Here is a 15,255-nt window from a genome sequence, read left to right on the forward strand (position 1 = left end):
GTCATATTTTTAATAGTAGTCTGACCACCCTTCGGGTCGCAGAGGAGAAGAGTTTTTCGGTGTAAAAGCTGCCGGCGATGCGTTTGTTGGCTTCGGCAAGTGTCGGGTAGGGTGCAATCATTGAGGCCATAGCGCCGATCTTCATTTTTTGAGTGATCGCCAGAATCCATGGCTGGATCAATTCGCCTGCATGCAGGCCAACGATGCTTGCGCCAAGGATTAATCCTTTCGGGGTGGTAATCACCTTGATCAGACCTTCGGTTCGTTTCTCCGCCTGGGCACGGTCATTTTCTGCAAAGCTCCAGCGCAGCACACGCACCTCTTTTTCCGCCTTAAGTGCATCAGCTTCAGAGAGACCAACATGGGCAAGTTCAGGATCAGTGTAGGTGACCCAGGGAACTGCACTGTAGTCTACTTTTGCCGGTAACTTGAAGAGCATGTTACGAATCACAATACCTGCCTGATAGGCTGCCATATGGGTAAACTGGTAGGGTCCTGCCACATCACCAATGGCAAACACCTTCCTGTTACTGGTGCGCAAACGGGCATCAACATCAACACCGTGCGGTGAATATGTTATGCCTGCAGCTTCAAGATTCAGACCGTTCACATTGGCACGTCGTCCTGTGGCAATCAGCAGATGAGAACCGGTAGCGCACTGCGCTCCGGCATCGGTGTTGCAATATGCTGCGATTTTCCCGTCACCGGTTTTCTCCAGCCGGAGGTCCCTGCCTCCCTCATGAAATTCAAGCCCCTCCTGCTGCAGCCTTTGAATAACGATCTTCGTCAGTTCCGGGTCATCTTTCATCAGCAGGCGAGCCATCTCCATCACAGTCACCTTGGCACCGAGTCGCCTGTGTGCCTGAGCCATCTCAATACCGATAGGGCCACCGCCAATAACAATCAGATGTTGTACCGGCTCGCTATTAGAGAAAATATTCTCATTGGTAAAATATGGCACCCGGTCCAAGCCTTCAATCGGCGGCACAAAGGGTGATGAACCGGTAGCCAGCACAAAATATTTCGCCCGGATCAACTGATCACCCGCTATGACGGTATCTCTATCCCTGAAACTTGCAGCGGCACGAATCACGGTTACACCTAAACCCTCAAAGCGCTCCTGAGAATCATTGGGTGCAATCGACGCAATCACCTGATGCACATGCCTGTTCACTGCTGACCAGTCGACCAGCGGTTCTGCGCTCTGGATACCAAACTGCCCCGATTCACGGCATGTGTGTGCGACATGCGCCGCTGCAAGCAGCGCCTTGGAAGGCACGCAGCCTGTATTCAGGCAGTCGCCACCCATCTCGGATTTTTCTATGAGCGCTACCCTGGCTCCCATCTGAGATGCTCCAGCGGCCACACTCAAGCCGCCTGAACCAGCTCCGATAACGCAAATATCAACATGAATTGTCTCCATTACTCTACCTCTCCATCTGCCGGTTTACGTAAACGCTTATAAATCACCGGGATCAGGCTCAATAGCGCCAATCCAAACAGAGCTCCAATAATCTCCGGTGTCATCACCCCCTGCATCGTAATTCCCTCACCACGTTCCAGAACGCTGCCGAGTCCGGAACCTGCCAGTGAAAAGACAAAGGTTGCCGGCATAATGCCGAAAAAGGTGGCAATCAGATAAACCCTGAGCGGCACGCCAAGAAAGGCAGGCACAAGATTGACCAGGAAAAAGGGAAAGATGGGAACCAGTCGCAAAACAAACATATAACTCAACGCATTATCAGCAAAACCTGCCTGCATCTTTTTCACACCATCACCCGCTTTGGAGAGCAGGTAATCGCCGACAGATGTCTTGGCGAGAAGAAACAGCAACACAGCCCCAACCGTTGCTCCTATCACTGTATACAGGCCTCCGGCTATCGCACCGAAGAGAAATCCGCCTGTCACCGTCATCACCAGACCTCCGGGCAGTGAAAAGGCCACAACAGTGATATAGACAACGATATAAGTCAGCGGTGTTACAACAGGATATGCAGATACCCAATGCAACAACTGGGAGCGATGCTCGGCTAAAGCTTCAAAACTGAGGTGACGACCCAGATCAAAGAGGAAAAACAGAACCAGAACAGAGGCCAGCAACAGCAGCGGGATAAGACGTTTAATCATTTTCACTCCATCAATCTACAAACAGCACATAATCAGGTGTTGGGTTCAGAGGGCAAGAGTAGCGATATTCACCCGCTTCAAGTCTCACTCTATAATCCTTTGTATCTCCTGTATGCAAACCGCCCCCGGATACCGAAGGCAGTGTATATCTGGAGAGGCCGACACCACGCAGCCAGAAACCCAAGGCGTAGGGAACATCTTTGTTGCTTACCCGGAATATATAATCACCGGCTTTCAGACGCAGTGCAGTTGCCTTCTGCAGTCGCAACTCGCCGGTTTTCTCATTCACTGCTTCACACGCATCGGCTCTGTCTGCCTTATAGTGCTGCATATCTGCTTCTGCCTCAATGATCTGGCAGGCTGTCTGAGTCAGGGTAACCACCTCGGCTGCCTGCGCATGGGTAACCTGCAACAGCAGGAAAAGGGTAATCGTACTCAATATCTGTTTCATTTTGATCTCCATGCGCCTTGAGTCGTTTCATCTCGGTATTTATTACACAGTCCACAATCATCCTTTGCTTATGTACACTGCGCGCCTTTGCAGGAGAGAAGCACATGAGTTTGCAGTCTGAAATCGAGAAACGTCGCACCTTTGGTATTATTTCGCATCCGGATGCGGGTAAAACCACGCTGACTGAGAAGCTGCTGATGTTCGGTGGTGCGATTCAGATGGCCGGTGCGGTAAAAGCGCGCAAAGCCAGCAGGCACGCCACATCGGACTGGATGAAGATCGAGCAGGAGCGCGGTATCTCGGTCGCCTCATCGGTGATGAAGTTCAATTATAAGATCGATAAACGTGACTTTGAGATTAACCTGCTTGATACACCGGGCCATCAGGACTTCTCCGAAGATACCTATCGCGTTCTCACCGCTGTCGATTCTGCCATGATGGTGATCGATTCTGGTAAAGGTGTAGAGCCACAAACCGAGAAGCTGATGGAGGTGTGCCGCATGCGTAACACCCCTATCGTCACCTTTATCAACAAACTTGACCGCGAAGGACTGGAACCACTTGATCTGCTCACCGACATTGAGGAGAAGCTGCAGATCGAGTGTGCCCCGATGACCTGGCCCATTGGTATGGGTAAATCATTCAAGGGCGTTTACAATCTCTATAAGAAGGAGCTCAACCTCTTCAAAGCTGGCTCTGAAACCGCTGATATCAAGAGAGTTCATATCGAAGACCTGAACGATCCCAAGCTGGATGAACTGCTCGGCCATCAAGCCGATGAGTTGCGCGAAAGCATTGAACTGCTTGAAGGGGCCGCCGACCCGTTTGATCTCGAACACTTCCTTACCGGTAGCCAGTCTCCGGTCTTCTTCGGCTCCGCCGTCAACAACTTCGGCGTTAAAGAGCTGCTGGATGCCTTTTGCGAATTCGCGCCCCACCCTAGTCCTCGTGACGCGATACAACGCACCGTAAACCCTGAAGAGGAGGCCTTCTCCGGCTTCTGTTTCAAGATTCAGGCAAATATGGATCCGGCCCATCGCGACCGCATCGCATTTTTCCGTATCTGCTCCGGCAAGTTCAAAAAAGGCATGAGCGTACGTCATCACCGTATTGGTAAAGATGTGAAGATCCCTAATGCCACCATCTTTATGGCTCAGGATCGCGCCCACGTCGAAGAGGCCTATGCCGGTGACATCATCGGCATCCACAATCACGGCACAATTAAGATCGGCGACACCTTCACCACCAAGGAGGAGCTGAAATTCACCGGCATTCCGAACTTCGCCCCTGAAATGTTCCGTCGCGTGCGATTGATCGACCCGATGAAACGTAAGCAGCTGCATAAAGGGCTGATTCAGCTCTCCGAAGAGGGTGCGGTACAGGTTTTCAAAACCCATCTTGGCGGTGATTACATCCTTGGCGCTGTTGGTGTACTGCAGTTCGATGTAACCGTGGCTCGACTGAATGCGGAATATAAGGTTGATGCTGATTATGTGGGCACCGATTTTCAGATTGCCCGCTGGGTCACCTGCGAAGATGAGAAGAAACTGGCTGAATTCACTCGCCTGTTTGACTCAGCCCTGGCAGAGGATGCCGATGGTTTTCTTGCCTATCTGGCACCAAGCGCCTGGAAGCTCAGCTACACCGAAGAGCAGTGGCCTGATATCACCTTCCACAAAACCCGTGAACATATATAAATAAACTAGACACTGATGAACGCAGATATTCGCAGATAGAACAACTTTGAAAACAGTAGGTATCATTCACTGATCTTTATCTGTGTCCACAAGGTGAATTGCGCTTGCGCAAGAGAGAGTGCCCTGGGGCATCTGCGTAAATCAGTGTCTAAAAAATCGCATAAGACAGCTTGGGGAAGGCTCGCTACACTTGCCGCATGTATGATACAGAGAGTGAAGAATTTCAGGGCGTTGAACGCGTCAACAGAACCCAGCAGAAGCGGGAGATCTCAGAACTGCACGATCTGGCCAGAAGCCTCGCCAGACTTGAGCCAGCAGCACTGGAGAAGATGGACCTGCCTAAAGAGCTGTTCAATGCTCTGATCAGTGTGCAGAAGATGAAACATGGCGCTGAAAAACGGCAGTTCAAGTTTATCGTGAAGTTGCTGCGTCAGAGCCAGGATGACACAGACTCCTTTATTGAGACCATTTCAGAACTGGATGCTAAGAAGGAAGAGCAGGATAAAAACTTCCACCGCACCGAACGCTGGCGTGATCGCCTGATCGCCGATGGGCAGGATGCAGTAACTGAGTTTATGGCTACCTATCCTCAGGCTGATGTCAGCCAGATCAGACAGCTGGTTCGCAATGCCAACAAAGAGCTGTTGCAGAACAAACCCCCGAAATCATCACGCGCCCTGTTCAAACTGCTGCGCGATGTGATCTGCCACTAACCACTTATCCATCTTCATTTTTTTGTGCGGATTGTGGTAGTATAAATCCCACCCCAAGTTCTGAGAGGTTCATCATGAAACGCGTTGTTATTTCGGCACTATCGATTTTTCTTGCAGCAGGTCTGAGCGCCTGTGGTGATGGCGGCAACAGTAATGACATCGTTGGAAAAACCATGCAGAACCTCGCCAATGCATCCCTTCCCGGTGCTGATATCACACGCAGGGAGTGCGGCTCCTGCCACTATCTGGATAAAAACGTACGTAAGGTTGGCCCTTCACTGCAGGGCATCTATGGACAGGCTCCGAAAACCAGAGGTATACCTGTTGAGGTATGGAATGAGGTGTCACTGGATGCATGGATTGAGAGTCCGACAGGCGTACATCCTGAAACTCGCATGAAGATTCCCGGCATCAAAGATGCGGAGAAACGCGCTCAGATCATTGAGTACATGAAAACGCTATAGGGCCTGCTCATAATCCTGTCGCTGCCGAAAGGCCTTCGATCATAATAAACAGCATCATCCTGAATTTAACATAAAGCACCGTAATCAGTACGCCACTGATGGCTGTGATGGCGATGGGGTTCATCTCTGAATCTCTCATCACCAGCCTTGGCATCAGTATCGCACCACCCATCACACCTGAGCCGATTGATTGTAGTATCAACAGGAAAACCTTGATCACCGGCATCGATGGTACTGCATCCAAACTGCCGAAGATCACCAGCGTCAGTGCAATAAAACCAACCCACGGCAGGTAGATAAACAGGTATTCGATAAAGTGAAAACGCACATCTTTGCGATGGCCGAGCATGATAATAGTGATGGCAATGATATTGGCCGGCACCAGATAGAAGATCAGAGAGAGGAGATAATCGTTCATATAGTCATCTTACCTCCTGTATTACCTCTGTGCAGATGGTATGCTTCGTCTTCAGCAGAGGCTACTTCTACACCTTTTCACGGAGAAACCCATCATATGAACAGCAAAATCGGTATGTTCCCAATTATTGTTCTGGTTCTGGCTATCGGCATGATTGGCTTTGGCGTCTATAATCTGAACAAGATGCCGGAAACCAAATACCCGCAGTTCAAAGCTGCATTCACACTGCATAATGCTGAAGGCAGCGTCTCCTTCTCCGATCTGGCCGGCAAAGTCAGTATCATCTTTTTCGGTTATACCCACTGCCCGGATATCTGCCCTGCCACCCTGATTAATTTCGGCAAAGCCCTGAAGATGCTGGATGAAGATGAACAGAAACTGGTGCGTGCTGTGTTTATCTCTCTCGATCATGATCGCGATACGCCCGAAATGGTGAGTAAATACAGCAAATATTTTCATCCCGATATCATAGGCCTGACCGGTAACGAAGCAGAGATCACCGCTGCTGCCAAAGCCTTTATGGTTCCCAAAGAGAAGAACAAACCCAATGCCAAGGGCAACTACACCATGAACCACGGCACCTATCTCTACGTGATGCGCCCGGATGGCAAACTGGGAGAACTGGCCAGCCATCAGGACCCACCGGAGAAGATTGTTGCCTCCCTGCGCGCCTGGATCAAGTGGGCCGAGTAGACAATCAAACATGGCATATAAGAAAAGCTGAAGCGCGAGATGCAGCTCCGCTTCAGCGCTGCATGGAACTGGCATACGCCACTTATCAGGAGCGCATGGGAGGCCAGCGACTGCCTCCTATGGATGTGGATTACGCGAACGAAATAAGCGAATTCCCGGTTTGGATTGCTGAGTCCGACAATAAAGTAGTCGGTGGTCTTATTATGGTATTTGAAAACGAAACCGCATCGATAGCTAATATTGCGGTTCACCCTTCATTTCAGGGCCAGGGTGTTGGCGGCGGACTTATGACGTTTGCTGAAAGGCAGGCGAAAGAGAAGAACTGCTCCAATTTACATCTGGCGACACATGTTCTGTTAACTGAAAACGTCGCTCTCTACCGCCATCTTGGATGGAATGAGATCGAACGGGATGATATGCGAGTCTATATGAAAAAAGAGATCCAGCAGCACTGATTCAGCACATCTCTGCGAGCAACTCTGAAACTTTCTTCTGATCAAACGTCTTTTTATCAACTTTAAGATAAGCCACGCCATCTTCCATGATCACCTTTACTTCGTGAACGCCAGCAAGCTGTTTGATCATCTCGGCAAGCTGTTCTGCGGCTGCTTGATCGCGCACTTCGACGTGAACCATGAAGGATGAGAGATAAGCAGGCACTTTCATACCCAGTGCTAGCAATAGCCAGCCGAGTGCTGCAATGGCACAGGCGTAAAAGACAGCCTGCATGCCGAACTCACCGGAGAGCCAGCCGCCCCCTGCCCCACCGATAAAGGCGCCGAGGAACTGGGAAGTTGAATAGACACCCATGGCGGTACCCTTGCTCTCTACAGGCGCCATACGTGAGATCAGCGAAGGCAGGCTCGCCTCCAGCACATTAAATGCCGTGAAGAAGAGCAGCAGACCGAAACCCACAGCAATCAGTGAACGCTGATCGGTTCCCAGCATCACCTCGGCAACCACCATCAGCAGAATTGAACCAAGAAATACCTGTTTCATCTTCTGCCGCTTCTCAGCAAGCATCACCAGCGGTGCCATGCCGAGCACCGAAATCATCAACACAGGCAGGTAGAACCAGGCGTGTTCATCTGTCGGCAGACCCAGTTTATCCCTGAGCACAAAGGGAAGTGCGGTAAACATCGCCATCATAATACCGTGTTGAATCAAAATACCGACATCCAGCCTGAACAGCTGCGCATCGAAAAATATCTGTTTGAGCTGGGCGGGAACAGTCTCCACCTCACGGTGAAAATTGAGATGTTCGGGTTCCGGAACCAGCAGATAGAGAATAGCGATACCGGCTGCTGCCAACACCGCAGTCATCCAGAAGATACCATCAACACCGATGGCACTGTTGAGTAGCGGGCCAACCATCAATGCCAGTGTGAACGACATGCCGATAGAGACACCCATAATCGCCATCGCTTTGGTGCGCTCCTCCTCCCGGGTCAGATCAGCCATCAGTGCCATCATGGCGGCGGCAATCGCGCCTGAGCCCTGAATAGCACGCCCGATAATCACGCCCCAGATCGAGTCGGACATCGCGGCGACCACACTACCGATGGCAAACAGCAGCAGGCCAAGGGTGATGATCGGCTTGCGGCCGAATCGATCCGATAACATACCGAAAGGGATCTGGAAGATCGCCATGGTCAAGCCGTACACACCGAGTGCCAGACCGATCAGCATCGGGGTTACCCCTCCTAAACCTTCGGCATAGAGCGAGAAGACCGGCAGAATCATGAACAGGCCCAGCATACGCAGGCCATAGATGCCCGCCAGCGAGAAGACGCTGCGCCGCTCGAATGGGTTCAAACGTTAATTCCTATTTTTCAGTGGATTGAAGCATGCGCAGGGTAAACAGCGAGAAGGCAAAGAGCACCATCGCACCACCCTGATGTGCAACGCCAAGATGCAGGTTTACTACCGAGAGAAGCGTGGCAACACCAAGGCAGAACTGGATCACAACCATGCCCAGCATCAGATGCATGCCCATTTTGGCCGCACCAACCAGCTCAAACCTTCTCGAGTAGAGGAACAGACCAATCACCAGCAGCAGTACCGTTTCAGCCAGAAGACGATGATTAAACTGAACCGCTGCAATATTCTCGAACCAGTTCAGGTAATACGGCTGCAACATGCCATAACCCTCTGGAATAAAGTTGCCACCCATCAACGGGAAGGTGTTGTAGGCAAAACCAGCCTTCAGACCCGCTACAAAGCCGCCTGCAGCGATAGTAACGGCAATCAGCAGTGTGACTATGGCTACAGCCTTAAACAGCGGTTTAACGTCATAGAGCGAAGGTTCACGCTTGGGAAAGAGAAGACCCGCCGCTACCCAGAGAATATAGGCAAAGATCGCGAAGGCCGCCATCAGATGGGCAGTCAGTCGATACTGGCTGACATGGGCCTGATCAAAACCACTGCTTACCATGTACCAGCCCAGCACACCCTGCATGCCACCGAGTGCGAACATAATCACCAGCTGCGGACGCAAAGGTTTGCTGATCTTGCCGGCAATCAGGAAATAGAGGAACGGCAGCAGGAAGAAGATACCGATCAGGCGGCCCCATACACGATGGATATACTCAAGCATAAAGATGCCTTTATACCCTTCCAAATCCATATTCGGGTTCAGCTCATAGAATTCAGGAATCTGCTTGTAGTGTTTGAATGACTCCAGCCATGCCGCTTCACTCAAAGGTGGAATCCAGCCCATCAGCGGATCCCATGTCATCATCGAAAGCCCTGAGTGGGTCAAACGTGTTGCTCCGCCAATCACCAGCATAATAAAAATGGCAGCGCAGACGAAAAGTAACCAGTAGGCGATCTGCCTGTCGTATTGAACCTGATCGGTATGACTCATCACTTAGACTCCGTTAACCAGTTTATTGCGACCTTTCAGCATCACAGGCAACACCACAAAGGCAAACAGCAGGCCGGAGAGTACGGCAATCACACCGCCAAGACCAACCAGATCCTGTGGTGTGATCATACTCTGCAAACCGATATCCTGTGTAGTACCAACCACCTTACGTTTCATACCATGACCACCGCCCCAGGCGAGACCGACGATATGCATAATCTGACCCACAGCATAGGTGTAGACCTGAATACGCGCCCACTTCAGATTTGGCGTGGCAAAACCGAATTGCGGCAACCAGTAGTAGGTCATCGCCATAAAGGCCATGGTTACAGCTACAATCGAACCGTGGTAATGGGCTGTGATTAAGGTACTGCTCTCACCGATAAACAGACCAAGTACACCACCCATGGCAAACAGAGTGATCGAAAAGATCAGTGCAGTATAGAGATGACGTGAAGCCTTATCCGCAGCAGGCTGGGTTAGTAGGGCCCAGACCACTGGCAGACCAATCAGCAGTGGCGCAACACCGTTACCATCACGCATCAACCAGACATACCAACCCATAAATTCAGGGCCACCAACATCATAGGCAAGGAAAGGCCATGGCATCATCAATACCGGAGCAACACCAATGGCAAAGGCTGCCATCAGATAGAGCGGTTTGGCTTTCACCTCAAGGCCGGAGGCCTGAGCAATCCAGAGCCATGCAACACAGATCAGTGCGGTATGGGCAAACTGCAGAATATGGCCACCGGCCCAGTAGAGGCTCTCATAGTAGGAGCGACCACTGGCAACAGGTGTATCGATAAAGGTCCAGATCAGTGCGATCATCGCGATCAATGTGGCAAGCGCCGCTGTCAGCGTGCCAAAGCGAATCGCCCCCTCACCACTATTCTCGCGTGACTCCTGACACTTCAGTGCCCACATCGAGCGCAGCACGAGTAGCAACACACCCCCACCAAAGACAATCAACCCTTTGATAAACATGCGATTTTCAAGCATAGGAACATAGTTGTTGGTCAGTGGATTGGCATCACCGGTTAATGGAGAGATCCCAATCACAACGCCACCGAAGACCACCAGAAACAGCGATAGCCAGCCTGTCATCACCTGCCTGCCACCGGTATTGAGCGTCCAGAAGACACCGGCAATGGCAATCAGCCACCACAACACAGTGAAATCAACATGCAGTACCAGAGCGGTGTAGAAGAAATCTTTCCAGGGCATCTCATAGGTGGTCCTGGCCAGTGCCAGCAGCAGTGGATAGATGCCTGATGCCAGTAAAAATCCAACTGCAACATAGAGCCAGCCTACAGCCAGCTTGCTCTGTGGTGATTCGGTAATGGGAAGAGAGAACTTTGTCGTCATGGATAATCCTGTGGTTTTCGTTGGGCCGGCAGTTTAGCACTGCCTCCCATTTGGCGCAGCAGATTTATAGCTAGACGATAACCCTCTAATTCACCTCATCCATATTTGCCGCTACAGCACGCGCAAAATATTTAGCCAGAGCTTCGCTGGGAGATGAGTTTTTGTCTTTTAAACCTTCCAAAGAAATTATCACATCAAATCCGTGTCTATAAAACCTGATTCGAACTTTGTGGGCTCGATCATTTTCCTCTTTCTTGATTATCGCCCGCTTTCCTTCAGTCAAATAGCTATAACCCTGACTCCTCACTGAATCGGCCATTATTCTTCTTATGTTCATTTCGTCTCTCGGACTTATTCGCACATAGAGGTTAGAGCGTGAAATCCTGCGCTTAGAATCCTTCGGGTCTCGCCAAACATTCTTCTGCAAAACAAAACCTTGATCTCTGCTAACTCGTATCGATTGAGTCCATATCTTCCCATCAGGTTGAGTTTGTATCGGTATATGTCTCGAATTCTTCTCTGGCAGATGCCACCACCCTTTTGGAAGTTGATCCGGGACTCTCACGAAAAATGATTTTACATCCTTACTTTTGCCTGCAGCAGCCGCAATCATCTTCAGGTCAGAAGCAACTTTCTCCCATGCACCCTTAATAATCTGTTCACTATCGCGTGCCAGCAGGTCTTTCTGATAACTCGATTCAAACCGTTTGATCCAGAAGTCATCAATCTCTTTCCAAAGACTGGCTTCAAGTTTCTTGCCTATGTGTTCAGGATTATACCCTTTGGCTTTGACCAGTTCATAATACATCTTCGTTTTAATCGGATAATATTTGCCGCTTGCTGTGGCCAGTGTGAATGCCTCATCCGGCGAGGCGGTACTGTAATCGTATCTGCCACCGCGATGATGTTTGAATCGCTCATAAATCGCAGACTCCATGGATGGGATAAAGATAATATCACGTATGGCCTCTAATGAAACTTGATAGAGTTTTACTGAAGATACAAAAAAGACAAATGAAGCGGGATAGGTTTTTTCCATGAATTTATCCACCAGCTTTCCAACTTGCCAGTCATACACTTCTGCCAGTGCTTCTGAATCTTGGGCATGAAATAGAAGATCCACTATTTTAATCGCTGTGAGTGTATCCTTCACAGTATCAAAGAGCGCTAGTTTCTCCTCCAATAGGCCACCTATAATATCGGTCGTGAGTCCGGTTCGGCTGGCAACTTCATCGACAAGTTCCTGATTGGTCGCTTCAACATTCAGATTATCCGCAACCGATGGCACGGGAGCTAGAAACATCCCTGAGGCCAATAATAGTGATGCTGAATAAATACTCAGGCGACTGTTTTTCATCTCGAACTCCTTAGTTGATTTTGGCTGCCACAATACGGGCAAAGTGTTTTGCCATATCTTCGCTGGGAGAGGAGTTGGTGTTGATTTTACCCGACAAGTCCATACTCACATGGAAACCCTTCCTGTAGAATCGGATAAATATTGTTCGATTCTTACCCCTGCCATCTGATTTAATCACTGCCATGTTGTTCTCACTCATGAACTGAAAACCGGATTTCTCCACGCTGTATTGCATGGATTTTTTCTCACGAGCTTCATCTGGCGTTGGACTGATTCGGATATCCAGCTTAACCATTGAAATCTTCCGTTTTGGCTCTTTGGGGTCTTTCCAATAAATACTCGTGTCGCCCTGTTTCACAAAACCTGAATCCCTGCTAATGAAAAAGAACTGTTTCCAGACAGTGCTCTTAGGGTTCATGCGTGCAGCCGCCGTGCTGGTCCAGCTCCCTGTAGGAGAGAACCACCACCCCTTCGGCAGGTCATCTGGCACATGCAGAAAGAAGTTTGCAATATCATTGCTCTTGCCGGCAGCAGCTTTGATCGCTTTCAGTTCAGGCCCCATTTTGGCCCATGCATCATGGATGATCTGCTCTTTTTCCTGCTTGAACAGTTCCTGCTGATATTGCGTCTCCAGTCGCTGCACCCAAAAAGCATCAATCTGTTTCCACAGGGCATCTTCGAGTTTCTTACCTATATGTTTGGGATCGTACCCTTTGGCTTTGACCAGCTCGTCATGCATTTTCTGTTTGGCCGGAAAATATTTACCTCTGGCCGTAGCCTCATCAAAGGCCTCATCGGGCGAGGCATAGCGGAAATCGAGTGCACCACCTCGGGCGGTTTTGAATCGATCATAGATGGCTGCTTCCATTGATGGGATGAAGATGTAGTCCCGGATGGCTTCCAGGGCGTCCTTGTAGAGTTTCACCGCCCCGAAAAACGAGGTCATGGAGCCGGGCAGTATCTTACCGACAAATTTGTCCACATATGCATCCATTTCACGGGTAATCAACTCGGTCAGCACTTCAGCATCCTGAGCACTAAACAGCATATCAACGAGTTTAACGGCGGTGATGGTGTCCTTGATATTGCCAAACAGGTCCGGACTCTCTTTCAGCAATCTGTCCAACACATCAAAACCGAGTCCGGTCTGGCGCTCCACTTCAGCAATGACTTCCTGATTGCCCGGTTCAATATCGCCTTCAGCAGATTGTGCAGAGACAGGTATGAAAAGCAGCCCTGAAAGAAGGATTGGGTATAAAAAAGTTCTCAAATGCCACTTCAGCTTCATCGATAAAACCTCCCTCAGTCGATCTTATCCTCCCGAAATCCGGTACGGTGGAACAGAAGATTATACTTATTGCCAAGAATCAAATCAATTGAGGTGGAAAGCGTATGATGCTTAAGATTTCCCGTGCGGCTGGTTTATGCAACCATAGCGCCCATGAGATATGAAAAAAGTATACGCATCCTGCACATCCTTCTGCTACTGACAGTGCTCAGCCAACTTGCAACCGAGTTGTTCATGCAGGTACCCAAACCGGGGGAGGCAGCTGATCACTTCGCGCTCTTCCTCTTTTCGATCCACTGGGTCATCGGCTTCTTCGTAGTGATCATCTGCCTCGCCTATCTTATGCTGGTTATGGACAAAGTGGAGCATCGCAATCGCCTCTTCCCATGGCTGGAGAAGGATCTGCGTGCGTCTCTACTCATAGAAGCCAAGCGCGACATACCCGGCTGGCTTAAGGGCAAGCTCCCTTCTCCTGATCAGGCTCACTTGATTGCAGGCACAGTGCACGGCTTGGGGCTACTGCTGGCAACAGCATTGGGCATGACCGGTGTAATCATCTATCTCGGCATCAAACATGACGGCAGTATGCCACCGGCCATTCGCGCCATCAGAGAGATTCATGAGGTGTTGGGTATCATGCTCTGGCTGTTTATTGTGGGCCACCTGCTAATGGCTACGCTGCATCAGATCAAAGGACACCGCGTATTGCAGAACATGTTTACAAAAAACGGGGACAGTTAAACGCCCCCCTTTCGCATCAGAGTCGCTGGCGGAGCATAAAAAATGCAGGTGAAAGGGTTCGATCAAGCAGTGGTGATGCCATAATAAGGCTGCCGTAAGCCTCACCCTGTCGGTTCATCGTCTCTACCTCACCCTGCCAGGGGTTATTATCCGCAATGCTTTTGATGACATCATCAACCCAGCCAGAAGACGCCTCTGCAGCAATCTCTGAGAGATGTTTGCCAACCACATCACTGGAATCGAATCCGCTCTGCTCAACATAGGCGGGATTGGCATATTCAATCACCCCTTCAGCACTGAGAATCAGTAGCGGCTCACTGCTCTGTTCGCTGGCCTGCGAGGTGAGATAGATATCGGCCAGACAGTTCTCCTGATCACGATTAAGCTTTCGCCATTTGAAGAAGAGGTAACCGGCAAGCAGGGTGAAGGCGATAAGTAGAAGTAAAAACAGCCTGTGCTGGACGACAAGGCGCTCCTGAAGCAGTGCATGCACCCGCTCATCACAAACCGCTGCCGATCTCATCGCTTCAGCAAAAAGTTCTCCATCAACCATCGAATAGCTGAATGACTGGTAGCCGTCACCCGCCAGCTCCGGCTGCAGATGCGAATCCAGATGCTCAACCATCGTTGCCAGTAGCTCAATGCTACTGATCAGCTCTTCATCACTGATCTGCTCAACTTCAACATTGCTCAGCGTGACTGAACCCATCGTTGTGGTTCCCTTCTGCAGGCTGCTCACATTCGATTTTAATTTCAGCATGGAAGCAAAATAGCCATCGACAAACTCGATAACACGGTCATGAGCTGTCTCAAGCTCTTCCTGATCCCGCTGCACGGTGTGCAGATCTTTAAGCCCCTTATCAATCTGAAAAAGGAGTAGATTGGCATGTTCGAGATCAACCCTGATCTCCATAGCAAGATCGAGAAGCGGCACCTCTTCAACCGTCTGTCGGTTCCATGAAAAGAAGGAGAATGCAATCACTGCAATGGCCAGCATCGAAGGGGCCATCAGCATGGCTCCGGCATGTTTACTCAGTTTAGTCCAGGTTGAAAAAAGTGAATGCATCAGAGC

Annotated in this window: 16 protein-coding genes; 6 read left to right on the top strand and 10 right to left on the bottom strand. The window is 50.1% G+C overall.

Annotation, left to right across the window (positions count from 1 at the left end; genetic code table 11):
• Position 1: 1 nt before the first annotated feature.
• From F3F96_RS06310 to F3F96_RS06320, 3 genes are read right to left on the bottom strand one after another with little or no spacing between them, the layout of a single operon-like run.
• Entirely contained in the window at positions 2–1,423 is a 1,422-nt protein-coding gene (locus F3F96_RS06310; protein ID WP_176962403.1) for an NAD(P)/FAD-dependent oxidoreductase, read from the bottom strand.
• Complete coding sequence (locus F3F96_RS06315) at positions 1,423–2,127, bottom strand: TVP38/TMEM64 family protein (protein WP_176962404.1); 705 nt, start codon at positions 2,125–2,127, stop codon at positions 1,423–1,425. Before F3F96_RS06315 ends, F3F96_RS06310 begins: the two co-directional genes overlap by 1 nt.
• Before the next feature lie 10 nt (positions 2,128–2,137).
• The gene (locus F3F96_RS06320) at positions 2,138–2,578 is read right to left on the bottom strand and encodes a hypothetical protein (RefSeq protein WP_176962405.1); all 441 of its coding nucleotides are present in this window, start codon (positions 2,576–2,578) and stop codon (positions 2,138–2,140) included.
• A 104-nt stretch (positions 2,579–2,682) separates the two neighbouring features.
• Here F3F96_RS06320 and F3F96_RS06325 point away from each other — a divergent pair, with 104 nt between their 5' ends.
• From F3F96_RS06325 to F3F96_RS06335, 3 genes are all read left to right on the top strand, one after another.
• Positions 2,683–4,275, top strand: a complete 1,593-nt coding sequence (locus tag F3F96_RS06325) for a peptide chain release factor 3 (RefSeq protein WP_176962406.1) — start codon at positions 2,683–2,685, stop codon at positions 4,273–4,275.
• A 197-nt stretch (positions 4,276–4,472) separates the two neighbouring features.
• Entirely contained in the window at positions 4,473–4,988 is a 516-nt protein-coding gene (gene yjgA, locus F3F96_RS06330) for a ribosome biogenesis factor YjgA (RefSeq protein ID WP_176962407.1), read from the top strand.
• 74 nt (positions 4,989–5,062) lie between these two features.
• Positions 5,063–5,452 (top strand): cytochrome c family protein, encoded by a 390-nt coding sequence (locus F3F96_RS06335; RefSeq protein ID WP_176962408.1) that lies wholly within the window; start codon positions 5,063–5,065, stop codon positions 5,450–5,452.
• 7 nt (positions 5,453–5,459) lie between these two features.
• Here the strand turns inward: F3F96_RS06335 and F3F96_RS06340 are convergent, their stop codons facing one another.
• A complete protein-coding gene (locus F3F96_RS06340; RefSeq protein ID WP_176962409.1) occupies positions 5,460–5,870 on the bottom strand; it encodes a hypothetical protein in 411 nt (136 codons plus the stop codon).
• Between the two features lie 96 nt (positions 5,871–5,966).
• On the opposite strand from F3F96_RS06340, the gene F3F96_RS06345 reads away from it, so the two are divergent.
• Both F3F96_RS06345 and F3F96_RS06350 read left to right on the top strand, forming a co-directional pair.
• Positions 5,967–6,563: an SCO family protein gene (locus tag F3F96_RS06345; protein ID WP_176962410.1), complete on the top strand. Its 597-nt coding sequence runs from the start codon at positions 5,967–5,969 to the stop codon at positions 6,561–6,563.
• A gap of 62 nt (positions 6,564–6,625) precedes the next feature.
• Positions 6,626–7,018, top strand: coding sequence for a GNAT family N-acetyltransferase (locus F3F96_RS06350; RefSeq protein ID WP_176962411.1), 393 nt, complete (start codon positions 6,626–6,628; stop codon positions 7,016–7,018).
• A 1-nt stretch (position 7,019) separates the two neighbouring features.
• On the opposite strand, the gene F3F96_RS06355 is transcribed toward F3F96_RS06350, so the two are convergent.
• From F3F96_RS06355 to F3F96_RS06375, 5 genes are all read right to left on the bottom strand, one after another.
• A complete protein-coding gene (locus tag F3F96_RS06355) occupies positions 7,020–8,378 on the bottom strand; it encodes an MFS transporter (protein WP_206675285.1) in 1,359 nt (452 codons plus the stop codon).
• Positions 8,379–8,388: 10 nt separating this feature from the next.
• Complete coding sequence (locus F3F96_RS06360) at positions 8,389–9,429, bottom strand: COX15/CtaA family protein (protein WP_176962412.1); 1,041 nt, start codon at positions 9,427–9,429, stop codon at positions 8,389–8,391.
• A gap of 3 nt (positions 9,430–9,432) precedes the next feature.
• Complete coding sequence (locus F3F96_RS06365; RefSeq protein WP_176962413.1) at positions 9,433–10,797, bottom strand: cbb3-type cytochrome c oxidase subunit I; 1,365 nt, start codon at positions 10,795–10,797, stop codon at positions 9,433–9,435.
• Positions 10,798–10,882: 85 nt separating this feature from the next.
• Positions 10,883–12,154, bottom strand: coding sequence for a hypothetical protein (locus F3F96_RS06370; protein ID WP_176962414.1), 1,272 nt, complete (start codon positions 12,152–12,154; stop codon positions 10,883–10,885).
• Between the two features lie 10 nt (positions 12,155–12,164).
• Positions 12,165–13,442, bottom strand: coding sequence for a hypothetical protein (locus F3F96_RS06375; RefSeq protein WP_176962415.1), 1,278 nt, complete (start codon positions 13,440–13,442; stop codon positions 12,165–12,167).
• 153 nt (positions 13,443–13,595) lie between these two features.
• On the opposite strand from F3F96_RS06375, the gene F3F96_RS06380 reads away from it, so the two are divergent.
• A complete protein-coding gene (locus tag F3F96_RS06380) occupies positions 13,596–14,183 on the top strand; it encodes a cytochrome b/b6 domain-containing protein (protein ID WP_176962416.1) in 588 nt (195 codons plus the stop codon).
• A gap of 16 nt (positions 14,184–14,199) precedes the next feature.
• Here F3F96_RS06380 and F3F96_RS06385 read toward each other — a convergent pair whose 3' ends face one another.
• Positions 14,200–15,249 carry a PAS domain S-box protein gene (locus F3F96_RS06385; RefSeq protein WP_176962417.1) on the bottom strand — a complete coding sequence of 350 codons (1,050 nt, stop codon included), beginning with the start codon at positions 15,247–15,249 and terminating at the stop codon, positions 14,200–14,202.
• Positions 15,250–15,255: the final 6 nt, after the last annotated feature.

Origin of the sequence: Mariprofundus sp. NF (assembly GCF_013387455.1) — a bacterium.
Lineage (GTDB): Bacteria > Pseudomonadota > Zetaproteobacteria > Mariprofundales > Mariprofundaceae > Mariprofundus.

Coding starts and splice junctions, on each gene's coding strand:
- F3F96_RS06375 (WP_176962415.1), bottom strand. CDS start 13,442: ATGAAGCTGAAGTGGCATTTGAGAACTTTTTTATACCCAATCCTTCTT.
- F3F96_RS06310 (WP_176962403.1), bottom strand. CDS start 1,423: ATGGAGACAATTCATGTTGATATTTGCGTTATCGGAGCTGGTTCAGGC.
- F3F96_RS06315 (WP_176962404.1), bottom strand. CDS start 2,127: ATGATTAAACGTCTTATCCCGCTGCTGTTGCTGGCCTCTGTTCTGGTT.
- F3F96_RS06360 (WP_176962412.1), bottom strand. CDS start 9,429: ATGAGTCATACCGATCAGGTTCAATACGACAGGCAGATCGCCTACTGG.
- F3F96_RS06385 (WP_176962417.1), bottom strand. CDS start 15,249: ATGCATTCACTTTTTTCAACCTGGACTAAACTGAGTAAACATGCCGGA.
- F3F96_RS06325 (WP_176962406.1), top strand. CDS start 2,683: ATGAGTTTGCAGTCTGAAATCGAGAAACGTCGCACCTTTGGTATTATT.
- yjgA (WP_176962407.1), top strand. CDS start 4,473: ATGTATGATACAGAGAGTGAAGAATTTCAGGGCGTTGAACGCGTCAAC.
- F3F96_RS06350 (WP_176962411.1), top strand. CDS start 6,626: ATGGAACTGGCATACGCCACTTATCAGGAGCGCATGGGAGGCCAGCGA.
- F3F96_RS06365 (WP_176962413.1), bottom strand. CDS start 10,797: ATGACGACAAAGTTCTCTCTTCCCATTACCGAATCACCACAGAGCAAG.
- F3F96_RS06345 (WP_176962410.1), top strand. CDS start 5,967: ATGAACAGCAAAATCGGTATGTTCCCAATTATTGTTCTGGTTCTGGCT.
- F3F96_RS06320 (WP_176962405.1), bottom strand. CDS start 2,578: ATGAAACAGATATTGAGTACGATTACCCTTTTCCTGCTGTTGCAGGTT.
- F3F96_RS06335 (WP_176962408.1), top strand. CDS start 5,063: ATGAAACGCGTTGTTATTTCGGCACTATCGATTTTTCTTGCAGCAGGT.
- F3F96_RS06340 (WP_176962409.1), bottom strand. CDS start 5,870: ATGAACGATTATCTCCTCTCTCTGATCTTCTATCTGGTGCCGGCCAAT.
- F3F96_RS06380 (WP_176962416.1), top strand. CDS start 13,596: ATGAGATATGAAAAAAGTATACGCATCCTGCACATCCTTCTGCTACTG.
- F3F96_RS06370 (WP_176962414.1), bottom strand. CDS start 12,154: ATGAAAAACAGTCGCCTGAGTATTTATTCAGCATCACTATTATTGGCC.